22 protein-coding genes and 1 other annotated feature are annotated in these 19891 nt (G+C 36.3%); of the genes, 8 read left to right on the forward strand and 14 right to left on the reverse strand.

Going from position 1 to position 19891, the window contains the following annotated elements; translation table 11 throughout:
• Window positions 1-15 precede the first annotated feature (15 nt).
• The 3 genes from opp3C to AC1Q51_RS13020 all read right to left on the reverse strand — a co-directional run bounded on the left by opp3C (window position 16) and on the right by AC1Q51_RS13020 (window position 3717).
• Window positions 16-1032: an oligopeptide ABC transporter permease gene (gene opp3C, locus AC1Q51_RS13010; RefSeq protein ID WP_000974098.1), complete on the reverse strand. Its 1017-nt coding sequence runs from the start codon at window positions 1030-1032 to the stop codon at window positions 16-18.
• Window positions 1029-1958, reverse strand: coding sequence for an oligopeptide ABC transporter permease (gene opp3b / locus AC1Q51_RS13015; RefSeq protein ID WP_000534165.1), 930 nt, complete (start codon window positions 1956-1958; stop codon window positions 1029-1031). Before opp3b ends, opp3C begins: the two co-directional genes overlap by 4 nt.
• Before the next feature lie 127 nt (window positions 1959-2085).
• Window positions 2086-3717: a peptide ABC transporter substrate-binding protein gene (locus AC1Q51_RS13020; RefSeq protein WP_053565022.1), complete on the reverse strand. Its 1632-nt coding sequence runs from the start codon at window positions 3715-3717 to the stop codon at window positions 2086-2088.
• A gap of 319 nt (window positions 3718-4036) precedes the next feature.
• Between AC1Q51_RS13020 and AC1Q51_RS13025 the strand changes: the two genes are divergently transcribed.
• Complete coding sequence (locus AC1Q51_RS13025) at window positions 4037-4417, forward strand: DUF3899 domain-containing protein (RefSeq protein ID WP_001044985.1); 381 nt, start codon at window positions 4037-4039, stop codon at window positions 4415-4417.
• Between the two features lie 105 nt (window positions 4418-4522).
• Window positions 4523-4739 (forward strand) — a binding site (T-box leader).
• 75 nt (window positions 4740-4814) lie between these two features.
• The gene (trpS, locus tag AC1Q51_RS13030; protein ID WP_492331544.1) at window positions 4815-5804 is read left to right on the forward strand and encodes a tryptophan--tRNA ligase; all 990 of its coding nucleotides are present in this window, start codon (window positions 4815-4817) and stop codon (window positions 5802-5804) included.
• A gap of 156 nt (window positions 5805-5960) precedes the next feature.
• Here the strand turns inward: trpS and AC1Q51_RS13035 are convergent, their stop codons facing one another.
• The 7 genes from AC1Q51_RS13035 to AC1Q51_RS13065 all read right to left on the reverse strand — a co-directional run bounded on the left by AC1Q51_RS13035 (window position 5961) and on the right by AC1Q51_RS13065 (window position 12207).
• Window positions 5961-6707: a YjbA family protein gene (locus AC1Q51_RS13035; RefSeq protein ID WP_000966129.1), complete on the reverse strand. Its 747-nt coding sequence runs from the start codon at window positions 6705-6707 to the stop codon at window positions 5961-5963.
• Window positions 6708-6851: 144 nt separating this feature from the next.
• Window positions 6852-7640, reverse strand: a complete 789-nt coding sequence (locus AC1Q51_RS13040; protein ID WP_053565023.1) for a DUF2268 domain-containing putative Zn-dependent protease — start codon at window positions 7638-7640, stop codon at window positions 6852-6854.
• A gap of 106 nt (window positions 7641-7746) precedes the next feature.
• Window positions 7747-8985, reverse strand: coding sequence for a beta-ketoacyl-ACP synthase II (fabF, locus tag AC1Q51_RS13045; protein WP_000412656.1), 1239 nt, complete (start codon window positions 8983-8985; stop codon window positions 7747-7749).
• A gap of 31 nt (window positions 8986-9016) precedes the next feature.
• Window positions 9017-9949, reverse strand: coding sequence for a beta-ketoacyl-ACP synthase III (gene fabH, locus AC1Q51_RS13050; protein ID WP_001100533.1), 933 nt, complete (start codon window positions 9947-9949; stop codon window positions 9017-9019).
• Window positions 9950-10339: 390 nt separating this feature from the next.
• Window positions 10340-10516, reverse strand: a complete 177-nt coding sequence (locus AC1Q51_RS13055) for a ComZ family protein (RefSeq protein ID WP_001986215.1) — start codon at window positions 10514-10516, stop codon at window positions 10340-10342.
• Between the two features lie 54 nt (window positions 10517-10570).
• Window positions 10571-11443: an NAD-dependent epimerase/dehydratase family protein gene (locus AC1Q51_RS13060; protein ID WP_000487723.1), complete on the reverse strand. Its 873-nt coding sequence runs from the start codon at window positions 11441-11443 to the stop codon at window positions 10571-10573.
• A 29-nt stretch (window positions 11444-11472) separates the two neighbouring features.
• Window positions 11473-12207 (reverse strand): lipase family protein, encoded by a 735-nt coding sequence (locus AC1Q51_RS13065; protein ID WP_000028690.1) that lies wholly within the window; start codon window positions 12205-12207, stop codon window positions 11473-11475.
• 156 nt (window positions 12208-12363) lie between these two features.
• On the opposite strand from AC1Q51_RS13065, the gene AC1Q51_RS13070 reads away from it, so the two are divergent.
• Window positions 12364-12546, forward strand: coding sequence for a YjzD family protein (locus tag AC1Q51_RS13070; protein WP_001211116.1), 183 nt, complete (start codon window positions 12364-12366; stop codon window positions 12544-12546).
• A gap of 38 nt (window positions 12547-12584) precedes the next feature.
• Here AC1Q51_RS13070 and clpB read toward each other — a convergent pair whose 3' ends face one another.
• Both clpB and AC1Q51_RS13080 read right to left on the reverse strand, forming a co-directional pair.
• Window positions 12585-15185: an ATP-dependent chaperone ClpB gene (gene clpB / locus AC1Q51_RS13075; protein WP_492331545.1), complete on the reverse strand. Its 2601-nt coding sequence runs from the start codon at window positions 15183-15185 to the stop codon at window positions 12585-12587.
• A 211-nt stretch (window positions 15186-15396) separates the two neighbouring features.
• The gene (locus AC1Q51_RS13080) at window positions 15397-15576 is read right to left on the reverse strand and encodes a YjzC family protein (protein WP_016082481.1); all 180 of its coding nucleotides are present in this window, start codon (window positions 15574-15576) and stop codon (window positions 15397-15399) included.
• A gap of 491 nt (window positions 15577-16067) precedes the next feature.
• On the opposite strand from AC1Q51_RS13080, the gene AC1Q51_RS13085 reads away from it, so the two are divergent.
• The 3 genes from AC1Q51_RS13085 (at window position 16068) to AC1Q51_RS13095 (ending at window position 17321) form a co-directional block, all read left to right on the forward strand.
• Complete coding sequence (locus AC1Q51_RS13085) at window positions 16068-16877, forward strand: Cof-type HAD-IIB family hydrolase (protein WP_001041232.1); 810 nt, start codon at window positions 16068-16070, stop codon at window positions 16875-16877.
• Between the two features lie 105 nt (window positions 16878-16982).
• The gene (locus AC1Q51_RS13090) at window positions 16983-17123 is read left to right on the forward strand and encodes a hypothetical protein (RefSeq protein ID WP_000516816.1); all 141 of its coding nucleotides are present in this window, start codon (window positions 16983-16985) and stop codon (window positions 17121-17123) included.
• Window positions 17124-17321: a DUF3813 domain-containing protein gene (locus AC1Q51_RS13095; protein ID WP_000527407.1), complete on the forward strand. Its 198-nt coding sequence runs from the start codon at window positions 17124-17126 to the stop codon at window positions 17319-17321.
• 25 nt (window positions 17322-17346) lie between these two features.
• Here AC1Q51_RS13095 and AC1Q51_RS13100 read toward each other — a convergent pair whose 3' ends face one another.
• Window positions 17347-18204: a YitT family protein gene (locus AC1Q51_RS13100; protein ID WP_000364432.1), complete on the reverse strand. Its 858-nt coding sequence runs from the start codon at window positions 18202-18204 to the stop codon at window positions 17347-17349.
• 100 nt (window positions 18205-18304) lie between these two features.
• On the opposite strand from AC1Q51_RS13100, the gene AC1Q51_RS13105 reads away from it, so the two are divergent.
• Together AC1Q51_RS13105 and prsA are read left to right on the forward strand one after the other, a co-directional pair.
• Window positions 18305-18436: a DUF3941 domain-containing protein gene (locus AC1Q51_RS13105; RefSeq protein ID WP_001120851.1), complete on the forward strand. Its 132-nt coding sequence runs from the start codon at window positions 18305-18307 to the stop codon at window positions 18434-18436.
• A 129-nt stretch (window positions 18437-18565) separates the two neighbouring features.
• Complete coding sequence (gene prsA / locus AC1Q51_RS13110) at window positions 18566-19423, forward strand: peptidylprolyl isomerase PrsA (RefSeq protein ID WP_001214215.1); 858 nt, start codon at window positions 18566-18568, stop codon at window positions 19421-19423.
• Between the two features lie 39 nt (window positions 19424-19462).
• Here the strand turns inward: prsA and AC1Q51_RS13115 are convergent, their stop codons facing one another.
• Entirely contained in the window at window positions 19463-19726 is a 264-nt protein-coding gene (locus tag AC1Q51_RS13115) for a hypothetical protein (RefSeq protein ID WP_141548262.1), read from the reverse strand.
• Between the last annotated feature and the right edge of the window lie 165 nt (window positions 19727-19891).

Genomic DNA, 19891 nt, shown 5'->3' on the forward strand with positions numbered 1-19891 from the left:
TGCCTCTCCCCTCTTTTACTTACGCATTTTTGGATCTAACGCATCGCGTAATCCGTCTGCCATTAAGTTAAACGCTAAAATTAATATACTGATGACAACCGCAGGGATGAACATCATATGCGGATACGTTTGAATAGATTTATAACCGTCATTTACAAGAGAACCAAGTGACGCGAATGGTGGCTGAATACCTAAACCGATGAAGCTTAAGAACGCCTCACCAAACACCGCCGTTGGAATTGTAAACATTGTCATTACGATAATTGGTCCCATTACGTTCGGGATTAAGTGTTTTACAATTAATTGTGTATTTGTTGCACCTAATGTACGAGATGCTAACACATATTCTTGGTTTTTTAATTTCAGGATTTGTCCACGAACGATACGCGACATCCCTATCCAACCTGTAATTGCCATTGCGAGTGTAATTGACCATATACCAGATCCCATGATGATTACCATTAAGATAACGATGATTAAGTATGGAATACCGTTAATAATCTCCATAATACGTTGCATAATATTATCTACTCTGCCGCCATAAAACGCTGAAATACCTCCGTATGCAACCCCAATTACTAAGTCAATTGCTGCTGCTAAAAGAGCGATATATAATGATACTCGTGTACCTTCCCATGTTCTTGTCCATAAATCACGACCAAGATCATCTGTACCAAACCAGAAATACTCTTTAATATCACGTTTTTCATATTGGTCAACACCATATTGATCTGTACCGTCAAATGGTAACCAATGAACATTTTCAATAACAGGAATTTTCGGTGGCATTTTCGCACGACCTAAATCTTGCTCTTTATACGAGTGTTTACTTACCATCGGTCCAAAAATTGCTAGTAATATAATAAGGCTTAATAATACGAAACCAAACATCGCGCCTTTATGTTGGAACAAACGTCTTCTTACATCTTGCCAAAACGTTAAGCTTGGACGGGCAATGACTTCATTATCCACATTATTTTGATTGGCTTGTTGAAATAAATCTGGAGATAATTTTTGTACATCTTTCATCACTTTTTCCCTCCCGCTAAACGAATTCGAGGATCAATAATTCCGTATAAAATATCAACAATGAAAATAACTAAAATGAAGATTGCACTATAGAAAATTGTAGTTCCCATAATAACTGTATAGTCATTCACTGTAATAGATTTAACGAACTGTTCCCCTAGTCCTGGTACAGCATAAATTTGCTCAATAACTAATGTACCTGTGATTAAACCTGCAACCATTGGTCCTAAAATTGTTACTACTGGAATTAACGCGTTACGAAGTGCGTGTTTGATAATGATAACGCCTTGGCTAATCCCTTTCGCCTTTGCTGTTAAAATGTAATCGGCTTGCATAACTTCAATTAACTCGGCACGAGCGAAACGTGCGATTGTTGCAATAACTGCCATCGATAAAGCAATTGTAGGCATTACTGTAAACTCTGGTCCTTTCCAGAACGCTACTGGGAACCAACCAAGTTTTACCCCTACGAAATATTGTAGTAAAGCGGCGAATACGAATGATGGTACCGACATCCCGAGTACGGAAATAATTGTCGCTCCATAATCGACCCATGTATTGTTACGAAGTGCCGCAACGATTCCTAAAATTAAACCGATAAATGTTCCTAATATAATCGCTTGTAAACCAAGCTGTGCTGATGGTCCAATGCGATCCACAATCATATCTGTTACTGGACGGTTATCATATTGGAATGATACCCCTAAATCACCTTTTGCTAAGTTACCTAAGTAACGTGCATATTGAACTGGTACTGGATCATTTAAACCATATTTTTCAAGAATGATTTCTTTTTGTGCCGGTGATAGCTTCTCCTGATTTTTAAGCGGAGAACCCGGAAGTAATTTCATCAAAAAGAAAGTCAGCGTAGTAATTAAAAATAATGTCAAAGCCATGTACACGAAACGTTTTAATACATAACGTCCCATAGTCAAGCACCTCCCCGTTTTTCTCAAAAGCAATAAGATAGTTTAAAATATTCTTACTTTTATTTTTTTAAAATAAGAGCATATGCCCATCATAGGCATATACCCTTATTCATGATGGAAACCATTTTTAATTTTTGAGTTCAACCCACTTATAGCTAAATTCTCCGCCATATTTATGTTCTAATAGGCCAGTAATTGAGCCACGTTGTAAATATGCTTTTCCAGGTTGATATACTGGAGCAATCGCAGCATCTTCAAGCAGTTGTTTTTCCGCTTTTAATAGTGCATCCCAGCGAGCTTGTACATCAACTTCTGTTTTTGCTTTTTTAATTAAATCATCATACGCTGAATTTGCGTAATTTACTTTGTTTTGCGCATTACCTGTTGTATACATTTCAAGGAATGACATTGGATCCATATAATCTGGACTCCATCCTGCATACGACATCGCATAATCTCCACTTGCTTCAAGTTTTAATTTTTGTGCAAATGGCTGCATTTTTGTCGGAACTGTTAGACCTGGTAAGTTCTTTTCAAATTGGCCTTTTAAATACTCTCCGATTTTTTTAGCATCATCAGTATCAAAGTTTAATAGCTCTAACTCTACTTTCTCTACACCAAGTTCTTTTTTACCAGCTTCCCAATATTTTTGAGCTTCTTTAATATCCTCTTTTATAAGCTTTCCGTTCTCTTCACGGAAGTCTTTTCCATTCGGACCTTTTGCTAAGCCTTTCGGAACAAAACCATATATCCCCTCTGAACCATCGTTTAAGATAACTTTTCCGATATTTTCACGTTCAAAGGACATTGCAATTGCTTTTCGGATATTTTTATTTGCTAAAAATTTATTCTTTTCATTTAAGCGAATAAATTGTGTAGATGGCCTCTTAATCGTTTTGAAATCAGCATCTGATTTGTATTTATCTACAAACTCTGATGTTAACACTACACGATCAATTGCTTTCGTTTCATATAAATTTATAGCAGTTGAACGATCCTTAACAATATTGAAGTTTATTTCTTCAAGTTTTACTTCTTTATTTTCCCAATACGTTGGATTTTTCTTAAGTTGGAAGCTTTGTTCATGCTTCCATTCATTTAATACAAATGGACCATTATAAAGTGTCGTATTGGATTCTAATCCAAATTTTGCTCCTTGTTCTGTTACAAACTTCTCATTCAAAGGATACAATGTTGGATAGACTGTTAAACTTACAAAATAAGGAACAGGGTTATCTAATTCCACTTCAAGTGTATGATCATCAATTGCCTTTACACCAAGTTCTTCAATTGGTAATTCTTTTTTGTTAACTTTCTCCGCATTTTTAACATCAAATAGTATGTAAGCAAACTTGGCACCCGTATTTGAATCTACAGCTCTTCTCCAAGAATAAACGAAGTCTTTCGCTGTTACAGGTTCACCATTAGACCATTTCGCATCTTCACGTAATTTAAATACATACTTTTTGCCATCCTCTGATTTCTCATAAGATTTTGCGACACCTGGAACAAGTTTATCATCTTTCCCCAGACGATATAATCCCTCCATTGTATTATTCATGATGTTAGAAGATGTTGCATCTGTTGATAACGTCGTATCCATAGTTGGAATTTCAGCTGTTTCGGTTAAATTTAACACTTGTTTGTTTGAGGATTTTTCTTTTGCGCCTGCTTTATTGTCCTCTTTTTGGTAACTACAAGCCCCTAGCATACTGACTGTCAACGTCGATGCAACTAATAACGGTATCTTTTTCTTCATGTTGTGTTGCCTCCCCTACTTGCACTTCCTGTACCCTCACTTGTTAAAAAGTAGAATTGAAAGAATAATCTCCAAGTTTCTACAATTTTCATTATACATATAATATAACAATTGTGAATATAGTTTTTTGTTTTTTTGTTAAAATTTTTAATAAAATGTTTATATTTTTATTTTTTTGTAAAGGGATACGTTAACATTGATACCATCATCTTGAAATCAGACCTTTAATTGCGTATAATTTTCAAAAAATTAATTCTAGTACATATTATAGCTTTTATAGTATAATAATTCTAGTAATATTTTGAGGGAGGGGAACATTTTGAATAAAGTTTTTTTTCATACTTGTATACTAATTTTCATAGCGATAATCGCTTCTAGTATTGGCGCATTCCTCATTTCATCGCAATTTTTGTTGAATTTTGTCAACATCTTGTTTTATATTGCACTGTTTTTTATTCTTATCGGCGGTTTTTTATACATATTTCAAAATGGTTTTTTCAATGTAACCATTTACGCATTCCAAAGAGTATTTGGTACGAATAAAAAGATTGACTCTTTAATTGAAGAAGTCGAGGAACCTACAGATAAGAAAGAACGTATTTATAAAACATATTCATTCAAATGGACATATCCAATTTGTATTACAGGTATCGTTCTTGGGTTGTTCTCGACCCTTATTAGCTTTACTATTTTGATGTAGTTTGCAAACACTATCCCATATGATATAATAATCAGCAAAACATTTTGTTATAAAACTTTAGTTCTTTCATATTAAAAGAGCTCAAGTAACAATAAATAAATTTATATGTATGCGATGATAAAGAAGAGTACATATTGAGGCAATTTCAGAGAGCTTGTGGTCGGTGTGAACAAGTAATTGTACAGTATGGAATGGGCTTTTGAGCACCAAACCGAACCGAAAGTAGTAGGCTTTGGCGTTATATCCAAACGTTATTATGGATTAGAGAGATTTCACAGTAGTGAAATAATTAGGGTGGTACCGCGGTCCATTCGTCCCTATAGTTTTTGGGATGAATGGGCTTTTTTGTTTGCCTTCTCTTCCCCCATCACGCATTCAATTTTAGGAGGAATTACTTATGTCAGTTATCTTTTCTGGTATTCAGCCAAGTGGAACGATTACACTTGGAAACTATTTAGGAGCCATGAAGCAGTTTACAGAGCTTCAAAATGAACACGACTGTTATTTCTGTATTGTAAACCAACATGCGATTACAGTACCTCAAGATCCCGTCGGGCTTCGTAAAAACATCCGCAGTCTTGCTGCACTTTATGTGGCATGTGGCATTGACCCTGAAAAAGCTACTTTATTTGTACAATCAGAAGTACCAGCACATGCTCAACTAGGTTGGATCATGCAATCTGTTGCTTACGTTGGAGAATTAGAGCGTATGACGCAATATAAAGATAAAGCTTCTGGTAGAGATTCAGTTCCAGCTGGATTACTTACGTATCCACCATTAATGGCTGCTGATATTTTACTTTACAATACTGAAATCGTGCCGGTTGGTGATGATCAAAAGCAACATATCGAATTAACACGTGACCTAGCAGAGCGTTTCAACAAACGTTACCGTGAAATCTTTACAATGCCTGAAATTCGTATTCCAAAAGTAGGAGCTCGCGTTATGTCATTAACAGAACCTACGAAAAAAATGAGCAAATCTGATCCGAATCCAAAATCAATGATTAGTATGCTTGATGAGCCAAAAACAATTGAAAAGAAAATTAAGAGTGCTGTTACTGACTCTGAAGGTATTGTGAAATTTGATAAAGAAAACAAACCTGGTATCTCTAACTTATTAACAATCTACTCTTCATTCTCTGGAAAAACAGTTGAAGAAATTGAAGCAATGTACGAAGGAAAAGGATACGGCGACTTCAAAGGCGACCTAGGGCAAGTAGTCGTAGAAGCAATTCGTCCAATCCAAGACAAATATAACGAACTAATCAACTCACCAGAACTAGACGAAATTCTAGACAAAGGTGCAGAAAAAGCAAACCGCGTTGCATTCAAACAACTACGCAAAGTAGAAAACGCAATGGGACTAAGCAGAAAACGTAGGTAACATATAAAGCGGAGGCGGCTAGTTTAGAATGTGAGGGGGATGAAGCTCCTGACGTAGAGGCGCTTTTTGCCTCGCAGGAAGGCGCGAAGCCACCGAACATTCTTGCCGCCGGAACTAGATTACTACAAAATTAAAAAACCGCCAATTGGCGGTTTTTTAATTTACCTTTTGCTCATTTTCCATTTCCCATAACTTTTCAAAAAATGGCTGTCCTTTTACGAGACGCTCGCATAATTGTTCATGTTTCTCAGACCAGCCAGCTTTCGCTTCATCATACAGTCTAGCCCAAATATCCTCGAACTCCATATGTTGAACCGTTCCATATGCTGATGGATCCCACTCTGTGTACCAATAGCGAATCTCTGCTGTATTTTTCGTTGTATGTAATTGATCTAACGCCATAAATAATAATTGTTTTAGCTGTCTTTCTTTACGAGTCAAGCCATTCATAATGAAAGGCGATGGTGATAAAATGTGATGTTCTTTTTCTGTTTCTTCTACTTGGAACTCATACTTTTCTGCTTGTACGTTTTCTACCATCTCATATACCATCTGCTCTTGGCGTGGTATAAGTCTGCTTTTGCGAATTGGTACATTGTAACCAATTGTGTCAATCGCAATAATTCCTTTTCCATCTGTAACAACAAAGCAATACTCTTGCTGCAAACGTTCATGATTTTTACGAATATAAGCCTTATGATGTACGTCTTCCAGCATTTTTTGCGGAAGCTCTAACAATTCGTTCTCGATGTAATGATATAATGTGGCATCTACTTTTAATAATGGCACTTGATCTAATAGCTCAATCGTATCATCTTTCCGCCATTCGTAAAAATGACAAACGTTATACCCATTCTCTTCACCTTCAAACCAATTTACCCATACATCATGTAGATATAACATTCACTACCCCTCACTTCACTACTGTTTGTACCAATCATTATGTTCATTTTTGCTTAACTTTATTCCACTTGAGGAAATATATTCTAATTATTATTTTTTCTTCTATTAATACTAAAAAAAACAGGAAATAGAGCCCCTGTTTTTTTATATATGAAATGTATTTGCTTTATTCAATATTTCTTTTGCATCTATAGATAATAAAGAAAGTGTATCTTCTCCTTCCAAAGTTACACAATCTTTGACAATATGAAATCCAAGCGCATAGCCAAGCATCTTCGGATAAGAGTGAAAGCCATTTAATAAGATGTCATGTTCCCTTGTTCCTCGTTTTATACTTATTCTTTCATGTACAACATTTTTCCAATAATAAATAGCCTCTTCTTTTGAAAGATACGCCGTCCACGGTGCATTGTTTTTTTCTGAATATCTTTCCGTCACTGCTTGCTCAGCTAGCCCTTCCATAATCATTGTATCAAGTAATGTATATTCTGTTTCTTTCGTCTCAATTTGATGTAACCTGCATATGTGATGGTATTCATGCGCCAATAACACTTTTAATTCTTCTACCGAATTCCGTCCACATACGAATAAGAAAATAACATGACGCATAGATAATCCAGCCCTACCGTTATACTCTTCTTGCACAGTTCGATTATAGGAATCTGATAATAAAATAAAGACAGGGACATCCGGACCTTTCAACCAATTTTTCAATTTATCATACTCCAGGCTCAACTCTTTCCAAATTTCCTTTTCCTCTAATTCTTTAATTTCCTTTTCCCCGCGCATGATCGGGCGATACATCCCTTTTGAAATTAAAAAGCGATACAACCTTTCTTTTGGCAACGGAATATACTTCGTAAATTTCTCACAAAGTTTCTCTGGCCGTCCATAATATAAATGTAGCCATTCAGCTGTTTCAACAATCCCCATCTTTATCCCTCCTTTTTCTTATGTATATGCTACAGGAGAAAAAGACGTAAAAATAAATAAGGAGTTTTTTCGCAATATAATGCGGAAAAACTCCTTATTTTATCTATTATTTATACGATTTAAATACTAACACTGCGTTATGACCACCGAATCCTAATGAGTTACTTAATACTGCATTTACTTCTTGGTGTCTCGCTTGATTCGGTACGTAATCTAAGTCACATTCTGGATCTGGTGTCTCATAGTTAATTGTTGGAGGAATTACTCCGTCTGTAATTGATTTAATAGAGAAAATCGCTTCAACAGCACCAGCTGCTCCTAATAAGTGACCTGTCATTGATTTCGTTGAGCTAATTGCTACTTTATACGCATGCTCACCGAAAGTTTCTTTAATTGCCATCGTTTCATATTTTTCATTCGCATCCGTACTTGTACCATGCGCATTAATGTAATCAATATCTTCTGGCTGTAGGCCTGCATCAGCTAAAGCTTGACGCATTGCACGCACTCCGCCTTCACCACCAGGAGCAGGCATTGTAATATGGAATGCATCACCAGTTGCACCGTAACCAGCGATTTCCGCGTAAATGTGAGCACCACGAGCTAATGCGTGCTCTAATTCTTCAAGAATTAAAATACCTGAACCTTCACCCATTACGAAACCGCTACGGTTTTTATCAAACGGACGGCAAGCCGTTGCTGGGTCTTCATTAAATGTTAATGCTTTCGCTGAGCTAAATCCTGCGAATGCCATACTTGTTAGCGGCGCTTCTGCTCCACCTGTAATCATTGCATCAGCATCACCACGCTGAATTGCTTTAAATGCATCACCAATTGAGTTTGCACCAGATGCACAAGCCGTTACAGAACAAGTGTTAATTCCTTTTGCTCCTGTTGCAATTGATACTTGGCCTGCTGCCATATCTGGAATCATCATCGGTACGAAGAATGGACTCACGCGGCGCGGGCCTTTCTCAGTAAAAATCTTAAATTGTTCTTCGTATGTTTCCATACCACCAATACCAGATCCAATCCATACACCAATTCGAGGTCCATTTTCTTCTGTAATTTCAAGCTTTGCATCTGCAACTGCCATTTTCGCTGCTGCTACTGCATATTGTGTAAAGCGGTCCATACGGCGCGCTTCTTTTTTATCAATATATTTCTCGACTTCAAAGTCGTTAATTTCCGCTGCTACTTTTGCTGGAAATAGTTCTGGATCAATTCTTGTAAGTCGCCCGATTCCAGATACACCCTTTTTAATGTTTTCCCATGCTGTTTCAACATCTGTTCCGACCGGTGTAACAGCTCCTAGTCCTGTAATTACGACCCTCTTTTTTTCCATACAAAATACACTCCTTTTTTTCTCTCAGTCCTTATTTACCCCAACGAAGAGCGACTGCTCCCCATGTTAATCCGCCGCCAAAACCAACAAGTATAATTAAATCACCATCTTGAATACGTCCATTTTGCAATTCCTCTACCATTGCAATCGGAATTGAAGAAGCTGATGTATTACCAAACTTTTCAATTGTCATACTCATTTTTTCTTGTGGTAAATTTAATCTCTCTCTTGCAGATTCCATAATACGAATATTCGCTTGATGCGGTACTAAGAAATCTACATCCTCTTTTGTAAGACCAGCCTTATCCAGCACGCGAAGACAAGATTCACCAAGTTGACGAACGGCAAATTTAAAGACTTCTCTGCCATTCATCATAACATACTCGTCTTGATATAGATGCTTACCGCCGCTTCCGTCTGCTCCTAATTCGAAAGATAGAACGCCTCTTCCTTCTGAAACTGCTCCCATTACGATAGCACCGGCTCCGTCTCCAAATAATACCGCTGTATTTCGATCATTCCAGTCTACAATTTTAGATAGCTTATCACTACCAACTACTAATACGTTTTTATAAGTCCCCGTTTGAATAAATTGCTGCGCTGTAATCATTCCGTACATAAAACCAGCGCATGCTGCACCTACATCCATTGCAGCTGCATGTTTCGCTCCAATCGCTTCTTGAATGACACAAGCTACTGCTGGAAACGCACGATCTGGTGTTACTGTCGCCACTAAAATAAGATCGATATCTTCTCCGCTAACCCCTGCATCTTCAAGTGCTTTTTTCGCAGCCTCTACGGCCATATATGAAGTATCTATTGTATCATCGGCAATGCGTCTTTCTGCAATTCCCGTTCTCGTACGAATCCATTCATCGGATGTATCCATTATTTTCTCTAAATCGTGATTTGTGACTACTTTTTCTGGCACATATCTTCCGATCCCTAAAATGCCCACGTTCACATCGCAGCCCTCCGTTTTATATCAATTATTATGACTTGGTACTAATTTTAAAACATAAATGTATTTTTGTCTAGAATATATTTCGCATAAAACAGAAAGCTAACGCATTATCCACTTTATTTTTCATTAAAAGAAACAGAATCATACCTTTTCGTGTTTCATTCCAAATAAAAAGGCCCGAACCGCTTCTACTCACGATTCGAGCCTCCCCTCCATCAAAAAAGAAGGATTTTATTCTTGATCTGCTTTTCTTCTAAACTAGAGAGTTCTCTTCACTACTTTTCCTTTATCCTATTCATATCTCTGGTTTTCCCCCAGGCGAGAATAAAAAAGGCCCTGACCGCTTCTATCCACGGTTCGGGCCTCTCTTCCATCTTAAAAAGATGCTTTTTATTCTTTATCTGCTTTCCCAAGCTCATAAGCTTCGTTCATAACTTTCATTAACAACTCTAACACCGGCTGTGCCTTCTCCATATCAAGTGCAATTCCGTTATCATCTAAAATTGCCTTCGCTTCCGGTAAATGCTTCATTGCGATTTGTAAAAACTGCATGCTTTTTTCGTTCATATTATACTCTTCCTCTCCATTAAAACTTTCACATACAATAGTGTAACACGCGTGCTACTCTTCGTATAACTCTTTATATTTTTTCATGTGTGCCAGTTGCTTATTTAAACCGTATTCTAACGGAGTATTTCTTTTTATCGAAATGACTTCAATAGCCTCATCTCTTATTTCATTATTATTTTTATTTACTTTATCATCCGCGCGTAAAAGATTCATACCTTTTTCCCATAATGACTGTTTACCACTAAGTAAATTGTATATACCAAGATGCGCCCCGTTCGTTCCATTTTCCCATAAGTATTCACATACATCTTCAATGTAAAGCAAATCACTTCCTTTTTCCTCACTCGTACAACGGCACTCTTTCTCGTCTAATTCTGATAAAATGAGCTGATGATACATCATAAAGGATGGTTGCCACGGTCCATATAATGTAGGAACTCGAAATACACTATATTTTAAATTCCCTTTTTTCAATCCTTCTTCTACTTTCAAAAATAGGCGCTTATTTTCGGATTCACCTGTACTACTTACTTCAATAGAAGAAATTAAATTTAACTTCACCTTTTGTTCTTCACACATTCTTATAATTCGCTTTAAATATTGTAATATGACTCTTTCATTCCGAAATCCACATTGCTGATTTGGCTCATATAAGCAAAAGTAGACAGTATCGAATCTCTCTTCCTCTACCGATCTCCATCCATCTTCATCTCTTATCGAATAATACGTAAATAACGCATTTCGCCCAATTAACAATAACTTCTCTTCATTAATTTTGGTCATACTATCGAATTCATCAAAATCAAGACCATACACTTCTACTTCTTCTGCGATCATTTTATTCACAAGGTGATAACCTACAAACGTAAGTGCACCTATTATCAGCACGCGTTCCATACCACCAACCCTTTCCCTTTGAAACAAATAGCTCCTCATTTATGTATATGGGAGCTTCACAATTCTTCTTCATATTTTTTAAAGAAATCGGTCGTTTGCCTAACCATTTTATATTTCACATCTTGCAGATGGAATAAGACAGAAGTATCACATTGATTTAATTGCCTCATTTTCTCATATCTCCGCAACTGCTGTTTTCTTCCTCTTTTTTCTTGTGTTGATACGAAAATTTTAACAGGTACACAAGATGGAAGAAGCGTAAATGATTTCTTATTTATTTTTAAATCTAATTCTTCTTCTTTGGAATCATACGCCAAACTTAATTCCTTCACGAGTCTCTTGTAAAAAAACTTATGCTCTTTCTCAAAACCCACATATTCTGGTAAATCTAAACACGGATTTAACATAACAACAGAACGAATACATTCAGGATATTTGTTCATCATTTCAAGTGCCACAAGCGCTCCCATACCATCTGCCATAATGTGCATCTTCGCATTTAACGTCTCTTTTCTCAAAACAACATCATATAAACGTTTTGCCAGACGAACAGATTGATCGTTCCCCCAATGTCTTCCGTATAAATTAGAGGAAAAGACCGTGTAGCCTTGCTCAATAAGACCATGTAAGAAATAAGATTTACCCGCATGTTGTGTCCATAAACTTGTACCATTCTCAATAAAGTAGTTATAATCACCGAGGAGCATAACAGAAAATCCATTTGGCTTCTCCGGTAAATAAATGACACATGGTTCTTTTTCTAAGTAAAAAAAACGTTCCGTAATACTCATTTTTCCCCCGCCTTATTTTCTAAACATATAAAAGTACTCTTTTATAATGTATGAACGGAATGCAAATTTGCGTTGAAAAATCTACAAATATTTTTCTATATTCTTTTTTCAATTGTGTTACAATAAGGACAGATTGAACGAATAGAGGTGTAAAATATGCGTTTCATTTGGGCATTAATTTGGTCGTTCTTACTTGTACATATGATGAGCTATGTAATCGGCTCTATGACTGGCGGTACATACGACTTTAACCAAGCGTCTATTTTCTCAGTTGTTCTTGCTGTGTTAGTACTAGCAATTTCAGCTGCAATTCCAAACGAGCCAGTAGAACAACACTAAAAAAAGAGTCCGGATTTTATCCGAACTCTTTTTTATTTTCATTTCACATGAACGACTAATTCGTTATTTTCTACATCAACAACTACGTGACTATTGTCTGTAATTGTTCCTGCAATTAATTCTCTTGCTAATTTCGTTTCCACTTGACGTTGTACGTATCGTTTTAATGGACGAGCTCCGTACATTGGGTCGAAACCAGCTTCTACAACAAATTCTTTTGCTGCATCTGTTAATTCTACTGTAATGTGACGGTCAGCTAGACGGCCTTGTAGTTCTTTTACAATTTTATCAACAATGCCTTTAATTTCATTCGTTGTAAGAGGTTTGAATAAAATAATTTCATCAACACGGTTTAAAAATTCAGGGCGGAAATGTCCTCTTAATTGCCCCATTACAAGGTCTCTTGATTCCTCTTTAATCGAACCATCTTCTTCTAATCCCTCTAGTAAATGAGCAGATCCAATATTTGAAGTCATAATAATAACTGTGTTTTTAAAGTCTACTGTTCTTCCTTGTGAATCTGTAATGCGTCCATCATCTAACATTTGTAATAAAATGTTGAATACTTCTGGATGTGCTTTTTCGATTTCGTCTAACAAAATAACTGAATATGGTTTACGTCTTACCGCTTCTGTTAATTGACCGCCCTCTTCATATCCTACATATCCAGGAGGCGCACCAATTAAGCGTGACACAGCGTGTTTCTCCATATACTCAGACATGTCAATACGAATCATTTGCTCTTCACTATCGAATAAAGACTGCGCTAACGTTTTTGCAAGTTCTGTTTTACCAACACCCGTAGGGCCTAAGAAAATGAAGGAACCAATTGGACGATTCGGGTCTTTAATACCAGCGCGTGCACGAAGAACCGCGTCTGATACTAGGCTTACTGCTTCCTCTTGTCCGATGACACGCTCTGATAAGATTTGCTCTAAGCGTAGTAATTTCTCACGTTCGCCTTCAACAAGTTTAGCAACAGGAATACCAGTCCAGCGTGAAACAATATCTGCAATTTCTTCTTCACTTACTTCCTCACGTAATAAACGATTTTCTTCTTTATTATGCGCGCCCATTTCTTCCGCTTCTTTTAATTCTTTTTCGATTGCAGGAATTTTCCCGTGACGAAGTTCGGCTGCTTTATTTAAATCGTAATTACCTTCTGCTTCTTCTAATTCACGGCGCAGACGTTCTAAATGTTCACGTAAGTCACGAACTTTGTGAATTTCTTCTTTTTCTTTCTCCCATTTCGCTCTCATACCACTTGCAACTTCTTTTAAATCCGATAATTCACGTTGCAATGTTTTTAGACGCTCTTGGCTACCACGATCCGTTTCTTTTCCAAGAGCCGCTTCTTCAATTTCCAGCTGCATAATGCGGCGCGTTACTTCATCTAATTCTGTCGGCATAGAATCAATTTCTGTACGAATTGTTGCACATGCTTCGTCAACAAGGTCAATTGCTTTATCAGGTAAGAAGCGATCTGAAATATATCGATCTGATAAAACTGACGCTGCTACAATCGCACGGTCATGAATATTTACACCGTGATAAATTTCAAAGCGTTCTTTTAATCCACGTAAAATTGAGATTGTATCTTCAACAGTTGGTTCTTCTGCTAATACTTGTTGGAAACGTCTTTCTAGTGCTGGATCTTTTTCAATATATTTACGATATTCATCTAATGTTGTCGCCCCGATACAATGCAGTTCACCACGAGCAAGCATCGGTTTTAACATATTTCCTGCATCCATCGCACCTTCTGTTTTACCAGCTCCAACGATTGTATGAAGTTCATCAATGAATAATAAAATGCGTCCTTCACTCTTTTTAATTTCATTTAATACAGCTTGCAGACGCTCTTCGAACTCACCACGGAATTTCGCACCTGCTACGAGCGCACTCATATCTAACGCAAAAATCGTTCTATCTTTCAATCCTTCAGGTACATCCTTTTTCACAATACGCTGTGCTAATCCTTCAACGATTGCTGTTTTACCAACACCTGGCTCACCAATTAAAACAGGATTGTTTTTCGTTTTACGTGAAAGAATGCGGATAACGCGTCGAATTTCACTATCTCGGCCGATAACAGGATCAATTTTCCCGGCTCTCACTTCTGCCACTAAATCACGGCCATATTTTTCTAACGCTTCATAAGTTGCTTCTGGATTTTGACTAGTCACTCTTTGATTCCCCCGAACTGTCATTAAAGACTGTAATAAGTTATCTTTCGTAATATGCAATCTTGCAAATAATTGATTTATATCGCCTTTTTCTTCGGAAAAAGCAAGCAATACATGTTCGACTGAAATGTAATCATCCTGCAGTTTTTCTGCTTCTTTCCCTGCTCTTACAAGCAATTGTTGCAGAGCGCTCGTTACATACAATTTTCCAACCTCTGCACCGCTCCCTGTTACAGAAGGTTTCTTTTTAATTAAGCTTTCAGCGCCTTGCTTTAACGCTTCTATATCAACATTCATTTTTTGAAATATACGTACCGCTAATCCATCTTGCTCTTCTAATAACGCAAGTAATAGATGAACAGTATCCACCTCTTGGTGATGATGAGATACCGCTAAAGATTGGGCACTCATAATCGCCTCTTGTGTTTTTGTTGTCATTTGATTTAAGTCCATCTTTACAGCCCTCCAAAAGTTTGACTTTCTTTGACCTTTGATTTGATTATACGCCAACTGACTTTTTTATACAATAATTTTGCCTATGTATTTTCAAACTTATTATTGGAAAAAGAAAACAGGAACATTCATTACGCTGCTCAAAATAGTACGGTAAATGAAATTATAATGTGTCATGACAAAAAAGCCGCAATAAAGATTGCGGCTTCTGTTACGGTTTTCTTTTATATGTCCACTGACGGTTATGATTCGTATTATCTGGAAACTTTTCACCGGCAGTTAATTGTACCATTTGCGGATTTTTCACCATACTTCCCGTTTCACCAATTTCTACATAAACCCCATCATTTGGCGCTTTTTGTCCAGAACGAAACCTGCGATTTTGTCCCATTTTCATTCTCCTTCCATGACGTCTTTGCCTCATTAGTATATCCATTTTAAAAGAAAGCTTTTCTGTCATGTTTAGGAAACAGTACTACATCTCGTTCTTGTACATATATATGAATGACACAAGCGTAAGCAGGGATTTCTTTCCTACTTGTAGAAAAAAAAGAAACCAACCTACTCTAGGCTAGTTTCAAAGGAGAGTCAAACATATACGAGAAGATTACATGTTCATTATAAGTCTCATCACACGGGCATTGTAACCCTTTTCACAATTTATACATAATGAAAGAAACATTGTTTGAACTTTCTAAAAAGATGTTGACTTTTCTTAATTTCCAACGATAAATAGTAGACACCACAGCACTTTGAGACGTAAGATGGATATATAGTGAAATTTCCATCTATGGTGATTTCACCGAGCCTAACCTCTTATTTCTGCATATTAAAAACGGAAATACAGATAGATACAAAAAAATTATTATAAGAGGTGAAATTATGAACAAACAACATTTAATCGCATTAGACTTAGACGGCACTTTATTAACAGACAACAAAATAATTTCCACTCGAACGAAACATACAATTGCAAAAGCAAAGGAACAGGGACATATTGTTGTTATTTCAACCGGACGTCCATTCCGTGCTAGTTACGATTACTATAAAGAACTTGATCTTAACACACCTATCGTAAACTTTAACGGCGCTTACGTACATCATCCTCTTGATTCAAACTGGGGAACACATCACTCTCCTCTTGAGCTAGCAACAGCGCAAGAAATTGTCCGAGCTTGCTTTGATTTTGGCGTAAAAAATATATACGCGGAAGTAATGGACGATGTGTATGTTCGTGAAATTGATGAAGATAAAAAACATATTTTCGAATTCGGCTCTCCTAAGATTTTTACCGGAGACTTATTAAATATTTTAAACGATCATCCAACTTGCTTATTAATTGACGCACATGACGAGCATTCTACTGCAATTCGTCAACATTTAACGGATATGCATGCGGAAGTAATCGACCATAGAAAATGGGGCGCACCTTGGCCGATTATTGAAATTGTGAAAAGCGGATTAAATAAAGCAGTTGGATTACAAAAAATTTCTAGTCATTACAACATTCCACAAGAGCGCATTATCGCTTTCGGTGATGAAGATAATGATTTTGAAATGATTGAATTTGCTGGTCATGGCATCGCAATGGGAAATGCCATCCCTGAATTAAAATCACTCGCAAACCATACGACGTTAACGAACGAAGAAGATGGTATTGCTTTATATTTAGAAGAGGTTCTTGGGTTGTAATCTAAAAATTCCCTACTTATAGTTTCCTGCCAAATGTCCATACTATAAGTAGACGCATGAGACATTGCGTCGATTGTTTTCAGCTAAATAAAGGGGGTTTTTCGAATGGGTAAAAAGAACAAATCAAAACGTTTTATCCAACAAGGAGCCGATGCTGTTATGAAGCATGATGCAAGATTCCCGTACAGAGGTACATTAGCTGAGGCAGAAAAAGCAAGAAGTAACTCTTCTTTTGGAGGGGTTTAAATGGGGAACTTACTATTCCAACAAGCTAGAGATGCTGTTGAAAATGCCGTATCTTGTTCAAGCGGTACTGAGCAACAAGATCTCGTGTATAGAGCAAAAAATGCTTTGCAATCCGCTTACGCAAACTCTTCAACTGCTGAAAAAGTTCAGCTCCGTGAAATGCAAGAGCAATTGCAAAACATTACGAATTTACATTAAAAAAGAGGACCAACTTTGGTCCTCTTTAATCTTTCCGAAACAATCCGAACACCCCAACTGTTTGCAATATATTTGTAAATGCACCTGGGTCCACTTGTCTAATAATCCTCTCTAATTCGTATAACTCGTAACGGGTAATAACCATCATTAACATTTCTTTATTTTCATTCGTATAAGCACCTGTTGCTGGTATCGTTGTAATCCCTCTTACTAATCGCGAGTGAATCGCCTTTCTTACGTCTGCCCCATTCTTCGTAACAATTAATGCTGTAATCTTTACATGACGAGTATGAATTGCATCAATAATTCTCGTTGATACATATAAAGTCACTAGCGTATACAACGCTTTTTCCCATCCATATACATAGCCAGCAGCGATAATGATAATTGCATTAAAAAAGAAAAAGTATGTACCGACAGGCTTATCTTTTATTTTTGATAAAATCATGGCGATAATATCTAATCCACCTGTAGAAGCACCCCACTTTAAAGCAATCCCTACTCCAATTGCCGAAATAATCCCGCCAAAAATCGCATTTAATATGATATCATTCGAAACCGCTCTAACAGGGATGATTTCTAGAAACAGAGTCATAAATATAACACAAAGAAAACTAAAAAAGGTGAAGGCCTTTCCAACCTTTTTCCACGCTAAAATAACGACAGGAATATTAAATAAGCTAAACAATACTCCCGTAGATATGTGAATCGATAAAAAATCACCTAATATTTGTGATAATAATTGAGACAATCCAGCAAAGCCGCTCGCATACACTTTTGCTGGCGTTAAAAATAAATTCATCCCAATCGCGTTTAATAAACCTGCGATGATTACAACGATTAACTTCTTTATAAGTTCAGTATAATTCAACTTCAAATCCATTTCGAATCCACCTTTACCCTTCATAAATGCACCGCTATACATAGTCTTTACGAAAAAGGAAATGATAAACGTACAACGTTTAGAAATGGAGTTGATACATATGCCACATACGAGTGATAACGACAAAAAAGCACGCGATAATAACGCAAAACGCACACAAAAAAATGAGCAAGAGCAAAAAAATATTCAGCAAGGTAAACGTGCATACTCTAAAAAGACCGATCACCTTTGATTCCATCGTACATCAACAATTATGTTGATGTACTTTTTTACATTTTAAAGGAAAAAAACATTAAAAATTCACTTCATGTTCACTTCTATATTCTACAATAGCGATAACATATTCGGATGAGGTGTTGGCATGAGAGGGAAACATATTTTCATTATTACTGCACTAATAAGTATATTGATGTTATCTGCTTGCGGACAAAAAAACGGCTCAGCTACAGTCGCTACAGCAACAGACTCGACCATTACAAAGGATAACTTCGAAAAACAATTGAAAGATCGTTACGGAAAAGACATGCTATACGAAATGATGGCACAAGACGTCATCACAAAAAAATATAAAGTATCTGATGAAGAGGTAAATAAAGAAGTAGAAAAAGTAAAAAAACAATATGGAGATCAATTCAAAAAAGTATTAGAAAATAATGGTTTAAAAGATGAAGAGGATTTCAAAAATCAAATTAAGTTCAAACTTGCTATGAATGAAGCGATTAAGAAAAGCATTACAGAGAAAGACGTAAAAGACCACTATAAGCCAGAAATTAAAGCGAGTCACATTTTAGTAAGTGACGAAAATGAAGCGAAAGAAATAAAGAGTAAACTAGATGCTGGTGCTTCATTTGAAGAATTAGCAAAACAAGAATCACAAGATCTACTATCAAAAGATAAAGGCGGAGACCTTGGATACTTCAATTCAGGTACAATGGCTCCTGAATTCGAAAGGGCTGCCTACAAACTAAATGTTGGACAAATTAGCAATCCCGTAAAATCATCAAACGGTTATCACGTTATTAAATTAACTGATAAAAAAGATTTAAAACCTTACGATGAGGTAAAAAACTCTATTCGCAAAAACTTAGAGGAAGAACGTACTGCTGATCCTGTATTCAGCAAAAAATTGTTACAAGAGGAATTAAAAAAGGCAAATATTAAAATAAATGATAGTGATTTGAAAGATACGTTTACTCTTGTTTCACCGCAAGGAAATTAAAAAAGCACAACCTTATCTTTTTACATAAGGTTGTGCTTTTTAATCTTTCATCAATATTTTTAACTGTTTCTTCAAGCTTTTATAATGCCAATTGATGTGATCTAATTCTATCTCCACTTCAATTAACGCATCTATTAAGTCTTCTTTAGACTGTTGTGAGTTCATAATATTTTCAAGCAATTTTTCAAAACTTTTACTACTCTCATATATATCATTTAAATCCACCGCTAATATTTCACGTTCTTTTTCAGTGGATAATACGGAAAGTCGTTTTATTAATTTTTCTAGTACATTATCTTGCATTATCATAACTCCCTTTTCCTCATGGATTGCTTCTATTACCGTCATAGAAGAATAAGTAATTTTAAATAAAAAGTGTATCCCAAAATCAAACTAACTGTTTAAATTTTGAGATACACTGAATCAACTTTACTTTATTTTTCTTTTTCAAAAATACTAGCTAAGAAG

It is taken from the genome of Bacillus sp. MT94, assembly GCF_058792475.1.

Coding starts and splice junctions, on each gene's coding strand:
- opp3b (WP_000534165.1), bottom strand. CDS start 1,958: ATGGGACGTTATGTATTAAAACGTTTCGTGTACATGGCTTTGACATTA.
- AC1Q51_RS13020 (WP_053565022.1), bottom strand. CDS start 3,717: ATGAAGAAAAAGATACCGTTATTAGTTGCATCGACGTTGACAGTCAGT.
- trpS (WP_492331544.1), top strand. CDS start 4,815: ATGTCAGTTATCTTTTCTGGTATTCAGCCAAGTGGAACGATTACACTT.
- AC1Q51_RS13035 (WP_000966129.1), bottom strand. CDS start 6,707: ATGTTATATCTACATGATGTATGGGTAAATTGGTTTGAAGGTGAAGAG.
- AC1Q51_RS13040 (WP_053565023.1), bottom strand. CDS start 7,640: ATGGGGATTGTTGAAACAGCTGAATGGCTACATTTATATTATGGACGG.
- fabF (WP_000412656.1), bottom strand. CDS start 8,985: ATGGAAAAAAAGAGGGTCGTAATTACAGGACTAGGAGCTGTTACACCG.
- AC1Q51_RS13055 (WP_001986215.1), bottom strand. CDS start 10,516: ATGAACGAAAAAAGCATGCAGTTTTTACAAATCGCAATGAAGCATTTA.
- AC1Q51_RS13065 (WP_000028690.1), bottom strand. CDS start 12,207: ATGAGTATTACGGAACGTTTTTTTTACTTAGAAAAAGAACCATGTGTC.
- AC1Q51_RS13070 (WP_001211116.1), top strand. CDS start 12,364: ATGCGTTTCATTTGGGCATTAATTTGGTCGTTCTTACTTGTACATATG.
- clpB (WP_492331545.1), bottom strand. CDS start 15,185: ATGGACTTAAATCAAATGACAACAAAAACACAAGAGGCGATTATGAGT.
- AC1Q51_RS13080 (WP_016082481.1), bottom strand. CDS start 15,576: ATGGGACAAAATCGCAGGTTTCGTTCTGGACAAAAAGCGCCAAATGAT.
- AC1Q51_RS13085 (WP_001041232.1), top strand. CDS start 16,068: ATGAACAAACAACATTTAATCGCATTAGACTTAGACGGCACTTTATTA.
- AC1Q51_RS13090 (WP_000516816.1), top strand. CDS start 16,983: ATGGGTAAAAAGAACAAATCAAAACGTTTTATCCAACAAGGAGCCGAT.
- AC1Q51_RS13095 (WP_000527407.1), top strand. CDS start 17,124: ATGGGGAACTTACTATTCCAACAAGCTAGAGATGCTGTTGAAAATGCC.
- AC1Q51_RS13100 (WP_000364432.1), bottom strand. CDS start 18,204: ATGGATTTGAAGTTGAATTATACTGAACTTATAAAGAAGTTAATCGTT.
- AC1Q51_RS13105 (WP_001120851.1), top strand. CDS start 18,305: ATGCCACATACGAGTGATAACGACAAAAAAGCACGCGATAATAACGCA.
- prsA (WP_001214215.1), top strand. CDS start 18,566: ATGAGAGGGAAACATATTTTCATTATTACTGCACTAATAAGTATATTG.
- AC1Q51_RS13115 (WP_141548262.1), bottom strand. CDS start 19,726: ATGCAAGATAATGTACTAGAAAAATTAATAAAACGACTTTCCGTATTA.